Source organism: Paramagnetospirillum marisnigri (assembly GCF_001650715.1).
Lineage (GTDB): Bacteria > Pseudomonadota > Alphaproteobacteria > Rhodospirillales > Magnetospirillaceae > Phaeospirillum > Phaeospirillum marisnigri.
On record NZ_LWQT01000044.1, the window covers coordinates 154,328 to 169,656 of the forward strand.

Consider the following 15,329-nt stretch of genomic DNA (forward strand, 5'->3'; position numbering starts at 1 on the left):
CGCCTTAGAAGCATTATAATGCATAGAGACGGGCGTTGGGGTGAAGGAAACAGATCCGCTTTCCCCCTCTCCCGCCTGCGGGAGAGGGTCGGGGTGAGGGCTTGGTGGCTGCGAATACAAAGTCGGATGGCGCGCCGACGCGCGCGCCCTCACCCGTCTCGGCTTCGCCTCGTCACCCTCTCCCGCTCGCGGGAGAGGGAATCATCGACTTCACCCAGTGCAAGAAGGCGGACGGCGGAGACCTTCAGTTCCGGAATCTTGGCCATGGGGTCCAGCACCGGATTGGTCAGCATATTGGCTGCCGCCTCGCCATAGCAGAAGGCCATGAACACCAGCCCGCGCGGCAATCGGGGATCGGGCTTTGCGGCGGCCTCCACGGCGCCACGTCGGCTTTCCATGCGCAGGCGGCCGCCCTCGGCCACGCCCAGGGCGGCGAGATCATCGGGATTGACGGTGATCTCGGCCTGGGGGCGCAACTGGTCCAGCACCTCGGAGCGGCGGGTCATGGAGCCGGTATGCCAGTGCTCCAGCACCCGGCCGGTGGTCAGGATGAAGGGGTAGTCGCCATCCACCGTCTCGGCCGGAGCGATGCCCGAGGCCGGGACCAGCCGCGCCTTGCCGTCTTGGGTGGGAAAGGCGTCGTCGAAGAGGATGGCCTTGCCCTGGGGCGTGGTGATGCCGCCTTCGCGCTCCAGCCGCTCCCAGGTGATGCCGCCCAGCGAGGGCATGACGGTCGTCATCTCGGCGAAGACCTCGGCCGGGCCGCTGTACCGCCAGTCCAGGCCGAGGCGCCGCGCCAGTTCCTGGATGATCCACAGGTCCTGGCGGGCGTCGCCGGGCAGGGGCACGGCGGCGCGGCCCATCTGGATATGGCGGTCGGTATTGGTGAAGCTGCCGGTCTTCTCGGCGAAGGCGGAGGCGGGCAGCACCACATCGGCCAGCATGGCGGTCTCGGTCAGGAAGATGTCCTGGACCACCAGATGGTCGAGACCGGCCAGCGCCGCCCGGGCATGGGACAGGTCGGGGTCCGACATGGCGGGATTCTCGCCCATGACATACATGGCGCGCAGCCGCCCGGCCAGGGCGGCGTCCATCATCTCCACCACCGTCAGGCCGGGGGTGGGGTCGAGGTCCATGCCCCAGGCGGCCTCGAACCGGGCGCGGCGCCCCTCCTCGCCTACCCGTTGGTAGTCGGGCAGCATCATGGGGATCAGCCCGGCATCCGAGGCGCCTTGCACGTTGTTCTGGCCACGCAGGGGGTGCAGCCCGCTGCCCTTGCGCCCCACATGGCCGCAGATCAGCGCCAGCGCGATCAGGGCCCGCGAATTGTCGGTGCCGTGGGCGTGCTGCGAGATGCCCATGCCCCACAGGATCATGGCGGAACGGGCGGTGGCGAACAGTCGCGCCACCGCGCGGATGGTGTCGGCCTCGATGCCGCAGACCGGAGCCATCACCTCGGGGGCATAGGCCATGACATGCTCGGCCAGGGCCTCGAACCCGGTGACGCGCGCCGCCACGAAGTCGGCATCGTAAAGCTTCTCGCAGACGATCACATGCAATATGGCGTTGAGCAGGGCCACGTCGGTGCCGGACCTGAAGCGCAGGCTGTGCTCGGCGAAACGGTCCAGCGCCTGGCCGCGCGGATCGGCCACCACCAGCTTCGCCCCCTTGCGCACTGCGTTCTTGATGAAGCTGGCCGCCACCGGATGGTTGGCGGTGGGGTTGGCGCCGATCACGACGATGACCTCGGCATTGGCGACCTCGGCCACCGGGGCGGTGACGGCGCCCGAACCGATGCCTTCCAGCAGCGCCGTCACCGAGGACGCATGGCACAGCCGGGTGCAGTGATCCACATTATTGGTCTGGAAGCCGGTGCGCACCAGCTTCTGGAACAGATAGGCCTCCTCGTTGGAGCCCTTGGCCGAGCCCAGGCCCGCTAACGCGGAAGGAGGCCGTTTCAATCCGGCGGCGGCGAAGTCGAGCGCCTCGTCCCAGCTCGCCTCGCGGAAATGGGTGAAGGGATCGGCCGGGTCCAGCGGCTCCTTGGGCGCGCCGGGTTTGCGGATCAGCGGCATGGTCAGGCGGTGGCGGTGGCGGGGATAGTCGAAGCCGAAGCGACCCTTGACGCAGAGCCGCTGCTCGTTGGCCAACCCGTCGCGGCCTTCCGTGCGCACGATGGCGCCATCGGCCACATGATAGGTGACCTGGCAGCCGACGCCGCAATAGGGGCAGAGCGAGTCAATCTGGGTGGTTGCCTCGGGTTGGGGCCGGGCGGGGGCCAGGGCGCCAGTGGGGCAGGCCTGGACACACTCGCCGCAGCCGACGCACGAGCTTTGGCCCAGGGGAAGGCCCTGGTCGAACACGATACGGCTGGCGGCGCCCCGGCCCTTGATGGCGATGACGTCGTTGCCCTGGACCTGGCGGCAGGCCTGGACGCACAGCCCGCACAGGATGCAGGCCTCCAGCCGCACCGCCATGGCGGGGTGGCTGAGGTCGGCGGGCGGGGCGGTGACGGGCTCGCCCAACAGATCGAACACCATGCGCCGCGCCCGCTCCACCCGCTCGCCGGCGGTGACCACCACTATGCCGGGGCTGGGCGGGCGGCGGCACGAGGCGGCCAGGGTCCGCTCGCCCTTGATCTCCACCACGCAGGCGCGGCAATTGGCCTCGGCCGCAAAACCCTTGCGGTCGGCATGGCAGAGATGGGGAATGGTCCGGCCCAGGCGCTTGGCCACCTGCCAGAGGGTCTCTCCGGCCTTGGCCTCGACCTCGACGCCATCCAGGACGAAGCGGGTCATGACGCGAACTCCGGGAAATGGCGGATCAGGCTTTGCCAGACATTGGGCGCCGCCTGGCCCAGGCCGCAGATGGAGGCCTCGCGCATCACATGGGCAAGGTCGTCGAGCCGGGCAAGGTCCCAGGCGGGCCGCTCCATTATGTCGGCCGCCCGCACGGTGCCCAGGCGACAGGGCGTGCACTGGCCGCAGCTTTCATGGGCGAAGAAACGGGCCAGATCACGGGCGATCTGGCGCAGGTCGTCGGCCTGGGAGAACACCACCACCGCCGCCGAGCCGATGAAGCCGCCATGCTCCTCGATGGCGCCGAAGGCCAGCGGCGGCCGGATATGGGCGGGCAGGAACCCGCCCGAGGCGCCGCCGGGCAGATAGGCGACCAGATGATGGCCGTCCTCCATGCCGTCGCAATACTCGTCGATCAGTTCGGCGATGGTCAGGCCGTTGGGGGCGATCTTGACGCCGGGTGATCTGACCCGGCCCGAGACGGAATAGCTGCGCAGGCCGGAATGACCATTGCGGCCCCGGCTGGTGAACAGCCCGGCACCCTCGTCCAGCAGGCGCGACACCCAGTACAGCGTCTCCACATTGTTGACCAGGGTGGGCCGGCCGAACAGCCCGGCCTCGGCCACATAGGGCGGCCGCTGCCGGGGCAGGCCACGCTTGCCCTCCAGGCTCTCGATCAGGGCGGATTCCTCGCCGCAGACATAGGCCCCGGCGCCCCGGCGCAAATGAATGGGGGGCGCGCCTTCGGGCAGCGCCTTGATCCGCTCGGACAGCAGGGCGTGAAGGTCAGGATATTCGTCGCGCAGATAGAGGTAGATCGCCTCGGCGTCGGTGACCCAGGCGGCCACCAGGGCGCCTTCCAGTACCCGGTCGGGGGCGGTCTCGATGAAATGGCGGTCCTTGAAGGTGCCGGGCTCGCCCTCGTCGGCATTGACCACCACCAGCCGGGGGCCGGGCAGGGCCGCCACCATCCGCCATTTGCGGGCGGCGGGGAACCCGGCGCCGCCCATGCCGCGCAGGCCCGAGGCCTCCAACCCGGCCAGGGCCGCCTCGCGGCTCAGGATGCCGTCGACACAGCGGCGCCAGACCCGGAAATCATGGGGGATGGGCTGGGGACGGTTGGGAGGCGGCCCGGTCAGGGCGGATCGCACCGCGTCCAGGCTGGCGCCTCTTACCGGCACCCGTCCCGCCAGCGCCGCCGGGGCGTGGTCGCACAGGCCGATGCAGGGCGCCTCCTCCACCCGCAGCGACGACTCGCCCATTCCGGTCAGGGCAGAGTGCAACTGGTCGGCGCCGCGCATACGGCAGGCGGGGCCGCCACAGACCCGCAGGGTGGCCTTGGGGGCGGCCTCGCCCTCCTCCAGCAAGCGGAAATGGGCGTAGAAGCTGGCGGTCTCCACCACTTCCGACACGGCCAGCCGGAACTCCGCCGCCAGTTCGGCCAAGTCGCGGTGATATAGGCCGCCATGGCGGTCCTGCAGCCGGTGCAGATGTTCGATCAGGAGGTGGCGGGGCGGCATGACGTCTCCGATAGGCTTTCATGCATTATAATGCATGACTGGATCGGGAGCGGTAGGAAAATCACAAGCCCAGATGGGGGGCGGTCAGGCGCGACAGTTCTTCCAGGCTTTGTTCCACCGTCTTGCCCGAGGTGTTGAGGACCGCGTCGGCGCGGCCATAGAGATGGCGTCGCGCCTCCAGGATGGATTTGAGGTCTTCCATGGCGGCCTGGCCTTGGCCCTCGATGGGGCGCAGGTCGCCCTGGCCCATGACCCGGTGCATGTGCTCCTCGGGGGTGGCCTGGACCCAGACGGTGAAGCAGGATTGCAGCAGCAGGTCATAGGTCTGGGACTCTGACACCAGCGAGCCGCCCGATTCCAGCACCAAGCTGGCATGGCTTTCGATGGTGGCGTCCAGGGCGCTGTATTCCAGCTTGCGATAGCCCTTCTGGCCCATGGACAGCAGGATTTCTGTCATGTCCATGCCCGCGATCTGCTCGATCACCGAGGTGACGCGGACGAAGGGCACGCCGTAGCGCTCCGCCAGCTTTTCGCCCAGCGTGGTCTTGCCGGCGCCGCGCAGGCCCACCAGGGCGACCCGGCGCGACAGCTTGATGCCGCGCTTGAAGCTTTGGCGCAGCAAGACATAGGCCTCGGACTGCTGGTCCGGCGTCAATGTGTCGAGGAATTTGCGGGCCAGGATCAGATCGGGGTTCTGGTCCTCGGCCTCGGCTTCGATCAGTTCGGTGATGGGCAGGTCCATGGCCTGGGCCAACAGCCACAGGATATTATAGCTGACATTGGCCTGGCCGCCTTCCAACTGGGCGAGATAGCGCTCGGAAATACCCGCATGCTGGGACAAATCCTTGCGCGACATGCCGCGCCGGGCGCGAAACCGCCGGACCCGGTCCCCCAGCCGCCTGGCCATGGCCACGAATTCCGCCTGATCTCCCATGCCCCGATTCTCTGGCCCTTGATGCTGGGAATAATGAAGCATGGTTCTGGCTGTCTGACCAGTGTCGTGCATAATAGATCATGAGAGTAGGGGAGCGGACGTGACGCGGGACAGCACCGATTTTTCCACCTGCTGCGCTTTGCTGGTGGAAGACAGCATCATCAACCAGCAACTGATCCGCGCCATGCTGGACGCCATGGGAATCGGCCGCGTCGAGGTCGCCACCAACGGACTGGAGGGGCTGGACATGGCCGCCAGCCTGCGTCCCGACATCATCATCCTGGATATCATGATGCCCAAATTGGATGGGTTCGGCTTTCTGGAGCGCTTCCGCGCCGACCCGGCCAATGACGATACGCCGGTGATCGTGACCACCGCCTTGGGCGAACAGCCGGAACGGGTGCGGGCCTTTGACCTTGGCGCCGCCGACTATGTGGTCAAACCCATCGACCGGCGCGAATTCACCGCCCGGGTATCGGTCCATCTGCGCTCCCGCTTGTTGGTGGGGCGCCTGAGCCGCTATCGCGACCGGCTGGGGCGCGACTTGTCGGCGGCGCGGGACATGCAACTGGCCCTGCTGCCGGGGCCCGAGCGGGTCAAGGCGGTGGAAGCGGCCTATGGCGTGCGGCTGGCCTCGGTGTTTCGCAGCTCGGATGAACTTGGGGGCGACCTGTGGGACGTCATCGCCCTCGGTCCCCAGGCCTTCGCCGTCTATCTGGTGGATTTCACCGGCCATGGCGTGGCGGCCGCCATCAATACCTTTCGCCTGCATGTGATGATGGCGCGCAAGCAGGACCTCTTGACCGACCCGGCTGCCTTGCTGGAACGGGTCAACCAGACCCTGCTGGGCGTGCTGCGCCGTGGGCAGTTCGCCGCCATGGTCCATGCGGTGTTCCACATGGAGCGCGGCGTGGTCGAGGTCGCCATGGCCGCGGCGCCGGGGCCGATCCACCGCGACCCGACCGGCTTGGTCCGGCTGATCAGCGAGTCCTCCCATCCCCTGGGGCTGGTGCCCGAGGCCCGCTATCGCTCGCTCGAGCTGCCGTTTGCTCCCGGCCACGGCCTGTTGCTGCACAGTGACGGATTGATCGAGGCGGCGGATGCCGATGGCAACCTGTTCGGCGACGAGGGGGCACGGCGGCTGGCGGCGGGATATTCCGGCGACCTGGAGGCCGAGATCGAGGCGTTGATGCGCGCCGGTTGGCGCTTCGACGATGACCTGTCCATGGTCTGGGTGGAGAGGGTCGGAGACCCTCCCCCATAAGTCAGGGCACCAGCACCCGGTCGGCCACCCATTTGATGCCGTCCATATCGGCGGCGAAGGCCATGGCCCGGACCACGTCGTCGCGAGAGGTGGAGCTGCCCATCAATGTGGCGGCGCCGTTGATCACGCGGACCACATAGGCGCCGGTGATGTCGGATTGGCCCAGCAGCCCGGCATAGATTTTCTGTTCGCGCGCCACATCGGGCACGAAGGCGGGCGAGGCCGGATTCTCGTCCAGCACCAGATCGTTGAACACGGTGGCGACACCGGGAATGCCCTTGGCCAGTTGCTCGGCCCGGCGCAGCTGTTCCGGCTTGGCGACTGCGCCCGCCAGCAGCACGCGGCCGTCCCAGGCCAGGGCCGACACGCCCTTGAATGCCGTGGCGTCGTTCTGGCGCAGCGCGCTCAGCACGGCGCGGCCCACCGAGTCATCCTGGTTGCGTTCGGCCCGTGGCCGCGCCACCCGGCCGGAGGAATCGGTCTTCAGCGTGACGGCCGTGGTCGGCGATGGCCGCCCGGGATCGGAGGCGCCGCAGCCGCCCAGCATCAGGGCGGCCACGAGGACGGCCAGGGGGGCGGTCAGTCTAGCGGGCTTGCTCGGGGTCATCGTCGCCAGTCTCGTCCAGGGCTGCTTCGGTTGCCGAATCCAGGTGCCGACCGTGGCGATAGCGCCGAAACAGCCAGACGCCGATCACCCCGGAGGCCACGAACAATACCACGCTGGCGCCGATGCGAAAGACCGGATCCACCGAGATGCCGCTGCCCAGCAGGGCGAAGACCACGGTCTGGGGCAGGTATCCCAACAGCGAGCCGACAAAGAAGGGCAGGGCCAGCACGCCCGAGACTCCCGCGGCCAGATTGGTCAGCAGGTTGCTGCCCACCGGCAACAGCCGCATCAACAGGGTCATGGACAGGGTATTGCCCGCCAGGAAGGCGTCGATGCGACGGATGCGGTCGGGAAAGCGGGCGGTGACGAAATCGCGGCCCATGAACCGGGCGTAGAAGAAGGCGGTGACGCAGCCCGCCAGCGAGGCCAGGCTGGCCCAGACCAGACCTTCCGCGAAGCCGAAGGCATAGCCCGCCAGAAAGCACACCGCCTGGCGCGGCAGGCCGATGGCAATGAAGACGCCGCCCACCAGCACGAACAGGGCGTCGCCGCGCACCCCCTGGCCGCGAATTTCGGCATCGACCCAGTGGGTGTCCAGGGCTTCCTTGAAGCCCATGGCGTCGATCAGGAAGCCGATGGCGGCAAAGGTGACGATCAGCACCATGCCGCGCGCCAGGGCGCGGGGATTGAGCAGCGGGTGGGACGGCCGGGACGGGGTCACTCCCGGATCTCGACCACCGGATTGCTGGCGCGGCGGATCAGCCACATCACCCCGAACAGGTCGACGATGCCGACCCACAGGCGGTTCCAGACACCGTATTTCGAGGTGCCGCGCTCGCGCGGGCGGTGGTTGACCTTGACCGTGCGCACCGATCCGCCCGCCCGGATCACCAGGGCGGCCATGAAGCGGTGCATGTGGTTGAAGCGGGGCAGGTCCAGGAACAGGGCGCGCGGCAGCAGCTTGATGCCGCTGCCGGAATCGGGAATGCCGTCGCGCAGCAGCCTGGAGCGCACGGTATTGGCCACCTTGGACGACAGGCGGCGCAGGCCGTTGTCGCGGCGGGCGGCGCGCCAGCCGGTGATCATCAGGCCGGGGCGGATCGCATCGGGGGCGGCGCGCCAGCTTTCCAGCATGGCGGGCAGATCGGCGGGATCGTTCTGGCCGTCGCCGTCCAGGGTGGCGATGAGATGGCCGCGGGAATGGCGGACGCCCGTGGCCACCGCCTGGCTCTGGCCGCAACTGACATGGTGGCGGACCACCCGCAGGCGGGGATGGATCAGGCGGGCCTGATCCAGCACGGCGGCGGTGGCGTCGTCGGAGCCGTCATCCACATAGACGACCTCGAACAGCACCTTGCCCTGCAGCGCCACATGGATTTCCTCCAGCAGCGGCAGGATGTTCTCGGCCTCGTTCTTGACCGGCACCACCACCGAAAGCTCGGGGGCCATGTCGGTGGTGGCAAGGCCGGTCACGACAGCCCCGCCCGCCCCATGTCCAGGAACTTCTCGCGCCGCCGGGCCCGCAGGATGCCGCCTTCCATGTTGGAAAGATCGCGCAGCGCCGAATCCAGCGACATGGACAGGGTCTGGACCATCAGGTCGATATTGCGGTGCGCACCGCCCATGGGCTCGGGCACCACCGAATCGATGATGCCCAGCTTCAGCAGGTCCTGGGCGGTCAGGCGCAGTTGTTCCGCCGCGTCCTTGGCGTTCTCGCCCGAGCGCCACAGGATCGAGGCGCAGCCCTCGGGGCTGATCACCGAATAGATGGCGTGTTCCAGCATCAGCACGGTATTGGCGGTGGCGAGCGCGATGGCCCCGCCCGAACCGCCCTCGCCGATGATGGCCGAAACCACCGGCACCCGGACATTGAGGCAGGTCTCGATGGAGCGCGCGATGGCCTCGGCCTGGCCGCGTTCCTCGGCATCGACGCCGGGATAGGCGCCCGCCGTATCAACCAGGGTGATCACCGGGACCTGGAAATGGTCGGCCATTTCCATCAGGCGCACCGCCTTGCGGTAGCCCTCGGGCTTGGCCATGCCGAAATTGTGCCGGATGCGGCTTTCGGTGTCGTGGCCCTTCTCGTGGCCGATCACCATGACCGAGCGGCCCCGGAAGCGGCCCAGCCCGCCGACCACGGCCCGATCCTCGCCAAAGGCGCGATCACCGGCCAGCGGCGTGAAGTCCTCGATCAGCGCCTGGATATAGGCCAGGGCGTGCGGACGCTCGGGGTGGCGCGCCACCTGCGTCTTCTGCCAGGGCGTGAGCTTGGCATAGGTCGAGCGCAACAGCTTGTCGACCTTGGCCTGGAGCTTGCCCACCTCGTCGGCGATGTTGACGTCGCCACCATCGGACAGGTGTCGCAGCTCCTCGATCTTGCCCTCGAGCTCGGCGATGGGCTTTTCAAATTCAAGGATATGCATGGGGGAAGTCATACAAGCACACGCGGTCCGGAGCAAGCGGAGAGACGCGTCGCCCAGACCATCAGGTCCCGGCCGGGGCCATGGCCAGCAGGCTGACGAACAGGGGGCCGAACACCTTTTCCGGCTCCGAGCCCCAACGCTCCATGAAGGCGGCTTTCCGCTCGGGCGTGAACGTCTCCAGCCGGAATTCCGAGAACAGGGTCAGCAGCAGGCGGCTCATCTGGGGTTCGCCGAATTCGCGGGTCAGCTTGTCCTCGGACTTCTTGGGAATGAAGGCGTTGGATGCGGTCGAGATGGAGGACGGGTTGGAATTCATGATGATCAGGAACCAGTCCTTGCGCGGCTCGAAGCGGCGGAAGCTCCGCGCGATGGCCACCGCCATGGTCTCGAAGATCAAAAGCACGTCGAAATCGCGATAGAAATCGTCCCAGGCCACCATGCTCTCATTGGTGCGGTGGCGCTCGGCGGCCTCGTTGGCCCGGGTGCGCAGCTTCTCGAACGGCTCCTCGCCGATGATCATGCGGACGGCGGCAAAGAACTGGGGCAGGTTCTTGCGCTCGATGCCGCTGTCGGGATCGTTGAGCAGCAGATGAAACGGCTGGGTGATGATGCGGCCGATGAAATCGGTGCGCTGTTGCTCGATGCGGCGAAGGGCGAAGGCCGAATCACAGCCCATTTCCCAGTTGGCGTAATAGTCGGACAGTGGTCCCTTGGCCGACAGCACCGCATTGGCGATGCGCCGCACCACATCCATGGTGACGGCGCCGTCATGGGCGGACTCGTCCAGCAGGTCGATCATGGCGCGTACCGCCACCCCGGCGACGCCCCGGCAGCGTTTGCCCCCAGGCTCGCGCAGAAGCATGGCCGTCTCCGGTTCGGCCACCGACGGCGTTTCCTGCGATCCCATGCCGGCCCACCTTTGTTAACAAAATAAAAACATAAGCCTAATACAGAAGTATCTTACATCAAACGCATGATTGATTGAAGCTTGCCATGGGTACGCCAACCTTTGTCTAGGACTGAATCGGGGAGGCTTCTTGCTGCATTGCGGCATTAGTTCGTTACCTTGCCGGGATTGGCAACCCTGGGGTGAGTTTGAATCGGCGGAAACGGGGCTATCACCGTCGAAGGTCATGCACTACCTTTCTAAGGAGGCAAGCAAGCGACACCACAGGCGGAATGACCCCATGACCGATGACTGCGCCATTACCGGGCCAGCAGCGCCACAGCGGTTGGATGCCCTTCGCGCCGAACTGGCGCGTCGCGGCCTGACCGGCTTCATGGTGCCCCGTTCCGATGAACATCAGGGCGAATACGTGCCGCCCTCGGCCCAGCGGCTGGCCTGGCTGACCGGCTTTTCCGGTTCGGCGGGGGCGGCGGTGGTGCTGGTGGATCGCGCCGCCATCTTCGTGGACGGCCGTTATACCCTGCAGGTGCGGGCCGAGGTGGATACCACCCGCTTTCAGCCGCTGCATCTGGTGGAACAGCCCCCGACCCGCTGGCTGGGCGAGGTTTTGGCCAAGGGTGACCGGCTGGGCTTCGATCCCTGGCTGCACACCGCCGATCAGGTGGAGGCGTTGCGGCTGGCCTGCGAGCGGGTGGGTGCCGAACTGGTGGCCTGTCCCGACAATCCGCTGGATGCGGTATGGCTTGACCGGCCGTTGCCCCCCATGGCGCCGGTGGAGGTCCAGGACGAGGCCCTGGCCGGTCTCGGCTCCATCGACAAGCGCCGTGATATCGCCGCCGCCCTGGCGGCCGAACAACTGTCCGCCCTGGTCTTGAGCGCGCCCGATTCCATCGCCTGGCTGCTCAATGTGCGGGGCGGTGACGTGGCCTATACGCCGTTGCCGCTGTCCTTCGCCGTCCTGCATGACGATGCGTCCGTGGATTGGTTCATCCATGCGGCCAAGCTTCCCGATGGGCTGGCGGCCCATCTCGGCCCCGATATCCGGGTGCGGCCTCCGACGGATCTGGAGGCTGAACTGGAGCGGCTGGGCCGCCTCGGTGCCCGGGTGCGGGTCGATGCCGCCACCGCGCCCGCCCGGATTTCCGAGCTGCTGGCGGCGGCGGGCGCCAGGCTGGAGCGTGGGGCCGATCCCTGCCAATTGCCCAAGGCCTGCAAAAATCCGGTGGAATTGGCCGGGCTGCGCGCCGCCCATCGTCGCGACGGTGCCGCCATGGCCCGTTTCCTGTGCTGGCTGGACCGGCAGGCGCCCGGCGGTCAGGTGGACGAACTGATGGCGGCGGCGGCGTTGGAGGGGTTTCGTCGGCCGGGCGAGAATTTCAGGGGCCTGTCCTTTCCCACCATCTCCGGTGCCGGTCCCAATGGCGCCATTGTTCACTACCGTTCGAGTCCGGCGACCAACCGCCATCTGATGCCGGGCGAGCTGTATCTGGTGGATTCGGGGGCGCAGTACCGCGACGGCACCACCGACGTCACCCGGACCGTGGCGGTGGGCAAGCCCCGGCCCCGCCAGCGCCGCCATTTCACCTTGGTGCTGAGGGGGCATGTCGCCCTGGCCCGGTCCCTGTTCCCGGTGGGCACCACCGGCAGCCAGTTGGACGTGCTGGCGCGGCAACCGCTCTGGGGCGAGGGATTAGATTACGACCACGGCACCGGCCACGGGGTGGGCAGTTATCTGTCGGTGCACGAAGGGCCGCAGCGGATTTCCAAGCTGGGCAATTCGGTGGCGCTGAAGCCGGGCATGGTGCTGTCCATCGAGCCCGGCTACTACAAGGCCGGGGCCTATGGCATCCGCATCGAGAATCTGGTGGCGGTGGTGCCGGTCAAGACACCCGCGGGGGGAGAGCGGGCGCTGTTGGGCTTCGAGACCCTGACCCTGGCGCCCATCGATCGCGCCCTGATCGACACAAGGCTGCTGACCTCCGAGGAGATTGGCTGGCTGGACGCCTATCACGCCCGGGTGCGGGACGAGATTTCGCCGTTGGTGGAGCCCCAGGTGGCGCAGTGGCTGGAGCAGGCGACCCGGCCGCTCAGCCCGGCCCGGTCCATCCCCGCTCGCGAGCGAAATCGGCGGTGACGAAATCCATGGTCGCCCGGTGTTCCAGGAACCACTGGGGCAAGGCTTCGGTGAAATAGTCGCGGCAGTCTTCACCGGCCTTCAGCCGGAGGATGATGCCGTCCAGTTCGGCCAGCACGCGCTGATGCTCGTCGCGGTGGGGTTCCAGCCCGAAAAAAGCCGTCCGCGTCATCATGGCTTCCTCGCGGGCGAAATGCTCGGCGCAATGATCGCGGAACGCCTCGGCGTCTGCCGTCAGGTCGCCGCCTTCCACCGCCAGGGCCGCGAGATGGTTGATGGCGTCCACCGCATGGCGATGGTCGTGGTCGACGAACTCGACCCCCAGCAGCAGGGAGTCGGTCCAGCGAATGACGGAATGGGGAGCGATCATGGTGCGACGATCCGAAGACGGCGAAAAAGGCGCCGGAACTCTATCGAAATCGGGGCAAGACGCAAGCGGAAGGCGTGGTGGGGGTCAGCCGGTCAGTAGTTCGGTCTTGTTGCGGAAATACGAGCAGGCGAGGCAGGGACTGTCGCTGCGCAGCTTCTCGGCGAAGCCGATCCGCACCACCCAGCAGCCATCGCTTTGCGACTGATGCAGGTCATGACCGCGACCATGGCTGCGGGCGGCGGCGATGGCCTCGTCGCAGCCGTCGCAGGGCAGGGCGCAGGCCTGATGGGCGGGGGCTGGGGCGCAGGTCGCGGAGCAGTCGGCCAAGGCGGTCTCCCTCTGCTTGGTAGCTAACAAGGCCTTGCGGCGGTCAGTCGAGCAAGGGCGGCGGAGCGGCCACGTGCCGCAGCCGGTCCAGCAGTTTCGAGCGCAGCGGCGAGCCATGATGCAGGTCGCTGGCACAGCGCGCCGCTTCCTCGGCGCAGGCCTCGTGGTGATGGCAGGTCGTGTCCAGGGGACAGAAGGCGATATCCCCGAGAATCACCATGGCGTCAACCCAGACCCCACACTCGATGCAATTGGAGGTCGCCTGGAACTTCTTTTGGCAGTCGGTCGGCAGGGTGCATGTGCTCATGCAGGTGATGATATGAAGTGATACTAGAAATCACAACCATATCTTCCCTGCGGGAAATGATGGGCAGGGGTGTTGTCGGCTTAGAGCAGACTGTGATTAGGCGCCGCGCCGCAGCCCCGCCACCAGCTCGGCGTAATCGGCTTCCAAGTCGGGCGACAGGACGCCATGACGGATCAGGAAGTCGATCAGCACCAGATTGACGTTGAACTTGAAATCGTCGCCATGGCGCACCCGCTCGGCCACCTCGGCCACCGGCATCAGTTGGAAATCGGAAATCTCGCCGTCGGTATTGCGGGGGACGAAATCGGCGGGGACCTCCAGGTCGAAACAGAACATCAGGTCCGGCTTCAGGCCCCATTCATCCTCCATGCAATAGGCGATGGCCCCCACCGGCCGCGCGGTGGCGGCCAGGCTGGCGGGAATATCGGCTTCCTCGGCCGCTTCCTTGCGCAGATTCTCATGCAGGGTCAGCTCCATGGGCTGGCCACCCGCCACCATGTTGTCGAGCTTGCCCGGCGCCACCGATTTGTCCAGGGCGCGGCGCCCGATCCACAGATGCAGTCCATCGGGGCGGCGCACCAGCCCGTTGACATGGATGCCATAGGCGCGCAGGCCGAACAGGCTGACCACGCCGCGATCGACGCTCATCAGCGGCGGATCGTTGAGGCGGCGACCGACCCGATAGCGCTCGCCCCGCAGCCGGGGTGTTCCCCAATCACGTTGCAATTCGAGACAGACCTCGTCCAGGGCAAGGCTGCGTTCGTCCGGGCTGGTCAGGGCCGGGTGCAACTCGACCGCACCGCCAGACCGCCGGAAGACCGCCGGAAAGGCCGCCAGCCGTCGCGCCATGTCGTGACGGATATGGCCGATCCGTTCGCCAGCCACCACGAAAGGCAGGAATTTGGACAGGTCGTGGCGATTGCAGGCGTTGATGTGGTCGAGGAAGGCCATGGTTCTGTCCTCTCGGAAGGCGGGTGCAAAGGGTCGGCGCGATGGCCGTGCGAGTCAAGTGATCCGAGTCACTGTTCCCGCAGCGCAAAACGCGCTAAAAGGGGGGAATGAGGACCCTGTATCATCATCCGCTGTGCCCGTTCTCCCGTCTGGTGCGGGTGGTCCTGGCCGAAAAGAAGCTGGAATTCGAGCCCCAGGTCGAGAAGTTCTGGGAGCGCCGCGCCGATTTCACCGCCCTGAACCCGGCGGGCGAGGTCCCGGTGCTGGTGGAGGAGGGCGGCACCGCCCTGGCCGACGCCGTCGCCATCGCCGAATACCTGGACGAGACCCATCGCGAGCCGCCGCTGCTGCCCGCCGACCCGCTGGCCCGCGCCGAGGTGCGCCGCCTGGTGGGCTGGTTCGGCAGCAAGTTCCACACCGAGGTCACCCTCAATCTGGTGGGCGAGAAGGTCTACAAGCGGCTGTCCTCCCAGCATGGCGAGCCGGATTCGCGCAAGATCCGGGCGGGCTTCGCCAATATCCACGAGCATCTCAACTATGTGGCCTGGCTGACCGAGCGCCGCGCCTTCCTGGGCGGTTCGGTCTTCACCCTGGCCGATATCGCCGCCGCCGCCCAGATTTCCGCCATCGACTATCTGGGCGACGTCCCCTGGGACGCCCATGTGGGCGCCAAGGACTGGTATGCCCGGGTCAAGTCGCGGCCCAGCTTCCGCGCCGTGCTGGCCGATCACCTGCCCGGCATGCCGCCGCCCCGGCACTATGCCGACCTGGATTTCTAGGCTTCTCC

General features: G+C 67.3%; 15 protein-coding genes. 3 read left to right on the plus strand and 12 right to left on the minus strand.

Annotation, left to right across the window (positions count from 1 at the left end):
* Positions 1 to 149: 149 nt before the first annotated feature.
* The 3 genes from fdhF to A6A04_RS06550 all read right to left on the minus strand — a co-directional run bounded on the left by fdhF (position 150) and on the right by A6A04_RS06550 (position 5,324).
* On the minus strand, positions 150 to 2,798 hold the full coding sequence (gene fdhF, locus A6A04_RS06540) for a formate dehydrogenase subunit alpha (protein ID WP_068491084.1): 2,649 nt from the start codon (positions 2,796 to 2,798) through the stop codon (positions 150 to 152).
* Entirely contained in the window at positions 2,795 to 4,318 is a 1,524-nt protein-coding gene (locus A6A04_RS06545; protein WP_082914751.1) for an NADH-ubiquinone oxidoreductase-F iron-sulfur binding region domain-containing protein, read from the minus strand. Before A6A04_RS06545 ends, fdhF begins: the two co-directional genes overlap by 4 nt.
* A 61-nt stretch (positions 4,319 to 4,379) precedes the next feature.
* Positions 4,380 to 5,324, minus strand: coding sequence for a helix-turn-helix transcriptional regulator (locus A6A04_RS06550; protein ID WP_322096805.1), 945 nt, complete (start codon positions 5,322 to 5,324; stop codon positions 4,380 to 4,382).
* Between the two features lie 28 nt (positions 5,325 to 5,352).
* On the opposite strand from A6A04_RS06550, the gene A6A04_RS23400 reads away from it, so the two are divergent.
* A complete protein-coding gene (locus A6A04_RS23400) occupies positions 5,353 to 6,516 on the plus strand; it encodes a PP2C family protein-serine/threonine phosphatase (RefSeq protein WP_068491088.1) in 1,164 nt (387 codons plus the stop codon).
* Position 6,517: 1 nt separating this feature from the next.
* On the opposite strand, the gene A6A04_RS06560 is transcribed toward A6A04_RS23400, so the two are convergent.
* From A6A04_RS06560 to A6A04_RS06580, 5 genes are all read right to left on the minus strand, one after another.
* On the minus strand, positions 6,518 to 7,123 hold the full coding sequence (locus tag A6A04_RS06560) for a BON domain-containing protein (RefSeq protein WP_068491090.1): 606 nt from the start codon (positions 7,121 to 7,123) through the stop codon (positions 6,518 to 6,520).
* Positions 7,101 to 7,844 (minus strand): TVP38/TMEM64 family protein, encoded by a 744-nt coding sequence (locus tag A6A04_RS06565; protein ID WP_245651103.1) that lies wholly within the window; start codon positions 7,842 to 7,844, stop codon positions 7,101 to 7,103. Before A6A04_RS06565 ends, A6A04_RS06560 begins: the two co-directional genes overlap by 23 nt.
* Positions 7,841 to 8,572 carry a glycosyltransferase family 2 protein gene (locus A6A04_RS06570; RefSeq protein ID WP_068491416.1) on the minus strand — a complete coding sequence of 244 codons (732 nt, stop codon included), beginning with the start codon at positions 8,570 to 8,572 and terminating at the stop codon, positions 7,841 to 7,843. The genes A6A04_RS06565 and A6A04_RS06570 overlap by 4 nt, the downstream gene beginning before the upstream one ends.
* Before the next feature lie 20 nt (positions 8,573 to 8,592).
* Positions 8,593 to 9,546, minus strand: coding sequence for an acetyl-CoA carboxylase carboxyltransferase subunit alpha (locus A6A04_RS06575; RefSeq protein ID WP_068491092.1), 954 nt, complete (start codon positions 9,544 to 9,546; stop codon positions 8,593 to 8,595).
* A 61-nt stretch (positions 9,547 to 9,607) separates the two neighbouring features.
* Entirely contained in the window at positions 9,608 to 10,453 is an 846-nt protein-coding gene (locus tag A6A04_RS06580) for a hypothetical protein (protein WP_068491093.1), read from the minus strand.
* A gap of 280 nt (positions 10,454 to 10,733) precedes the next feature.
* Here A6A04_RS06580 and A6A04_RS06585 point away from each other — a divergent pair, with 280 nt between their 5' ends.
* Positions 10,734 to 12,587: an aminopeptidase P family protein gene (locus A6A04_RS06585; protein ID WP_068491095.1), complete on the plus strand. Its 1,854-nt coding sequence runs from the start codon at positions 10,734 to 10,736 to the stop codon at positions 12,585 to 12,587.
* Here the strand turns inward: A6A04_RS06585 and A6A04_RS06590 are convergent.
* From A6A04_RS06590 to A6A04_RS06605, 4 genes are all read right to left on the minus strand, one after another.
* Positions 12,541 to 12,957 carry a bacteriohemerythrin gene (locus A6A04_RS06590; protein WP_068491097.1) on the minus strand — a complete coding sequence of 139 codons (417 nt, stop codon included), beginning with the start codon at positions 12,955 to 12,957 and terminating at the stop codon, positions 12,541 to 12,543. The two genes, A6A04_RS06585 and A6A04_RS06590, sit on opposite strands and share 47 nt — an antisense overlap.
* 84 nt (positions 12,958 to 13,041) lie before the next feature.
* Positions 13,042 to 13,284, minus strand: a complete 243-nt coding sequence (locus A6A04_RS06595) for a hypothetical protein (protein WP_068491099.1) — start codon at positions 13,282 to 13,284, stop codon at positions 13,042 to 13,044.
* 43 nt (positions 13,285 to 13,327) lie between these two features.
* The gene (locus tag A6A04_RS06600) at positions 13,328 to 13,504 is read right to left on the minus strand and encodes a hypothetical protein (protein ID WP_245651104.1); all 177 of its coding nucleotides are present in this window, start codon (positions 13,502 to 13,504) and stop codon (positions 13,328 to 13,330) included.
* A 183-nt stretch (positions 13,505 to 13,687) separates the two neighbouring features.
* Positions 13,688 to 14,542 (minus strand): DUF4743 domain-containing protein, encoded by an 855-nt coding sequence (locus A6A04_RS06605; protein WP_068491103.1) that lies wholly within the window; start codon positions 14,540 to 14,542, stop codon positions 13,688 to 13,690.
* Between the two features lie 107 nt (positions 14,543 to 14,649).
* On the opposite strand from A6A04_RS06605, the gene A6A04_RS06610 reads away from it, so the two are divergent.
* Complete coding sequence (locus A6A04_RS06610; protein WP_068491105.1) at positions 14,650 to 15,321, plus strand: glutathione S-transferase family protein; 672 nt, start codon at positions 14,650 to 14,652, stop codon at positions 15,319 to 15,321.
* Positions 15,322 to 15,329 lie beyond the last annotated feature (8 nt).

What these genes read in the sequence shown, in the direction of transcription:
- A6A04_RS06605 (WP_068491103.1), bottom strand. Translation starts at nt 14,542, where the DNA reads ATGGCCTTCCTCGACCACATCAACGCCTGCAATCGCCACGACCTGTCC.
- A6A04_RS06600 (WP_245651104.1), bottom strand. Translation starts at nt 13,504, where the DNA reads ATGGTGATTCTCGGGGATATCGCCTTCTGTCCCCTGGACACGACCTGC.
- A6A04_RS06550 (WP_322096805.1), bottom strand. Translation starts at nt 5,324, where the DNA reads ATGCACGACACTGGTCAGACAGCCAGAACCATGCTTCATTATTCCCAG.
- A6A04_RS06560 (WP_068491090.1), bottom strand. Translation starts at nt 7,123, where the DNA reads ATGACCCCGAGCAAGCCCGCTAGACTGACCGCCCCCCTGGCCGTCCTC.
- A6A04_RS06580 (WP_068491093.1), bottom strand. Translation starts at nt 10,453, where the DNA reads ATGGGATCGCAGGAAACGCCGTCGGTGGCCGAACCGGAGACGGCCATG.
- A6A04_RS06575 (WP_068491092.1), bottom strand. Translation starts at nt 9,546, where the DNA reads ATGCATATCCTTGAATTTGAAAAGCCCATCGCCGAGCTCGAGGGCAAG.
- A6A04_RS06610 (WP_068491105.1), top strand. Translation starts at nt 14,650, where the DNA reads ATGAGGACCCTGTATCATCATCCGCTGTGCCCGTTCTCCCGTCTGGTG.
- fdhF (WP_068491084.1), bottom strand. Translation starts at nt 2,798, where the DNA reads ATGACCCGCTTCGTCCTGGATGGCGTCGAGGTCGAGGCCAAGGCCGGA.
- A6A04_RS06545 (WP_082914751.1), bottom strand. Translation starts at nt 4,318, where the DNA reads ATGCCGCCCCGCCACCTCCTGATCGAACATCTGCACCGGCTGCAGGAC.
- A6A04_RS06590 (WP_068491097.1), bottom strand. Translation starts at nt 12,957, where the DNA reads ATGATCGCTCCCCATTCCGTCATTCGCTGGACCGACTCCCTGCTGCTG.
- A6A04_RS06585 (WP_068491095.1), top strand. Translation starts at nt 10,734, where the DNA reads ATGACCGATGACTGCGCCATTACCGGGCCAGCAGCGCCACAGCGGTTG.
- A6A04_RS06570 (WP_068491416.1), bottom strand. Translation starts at nt 8,572, where the DNA reads ATGGCCCCCGAGCTTTCGGTGGTGGTGCCGGTCAAGAACGAGGCCGAG.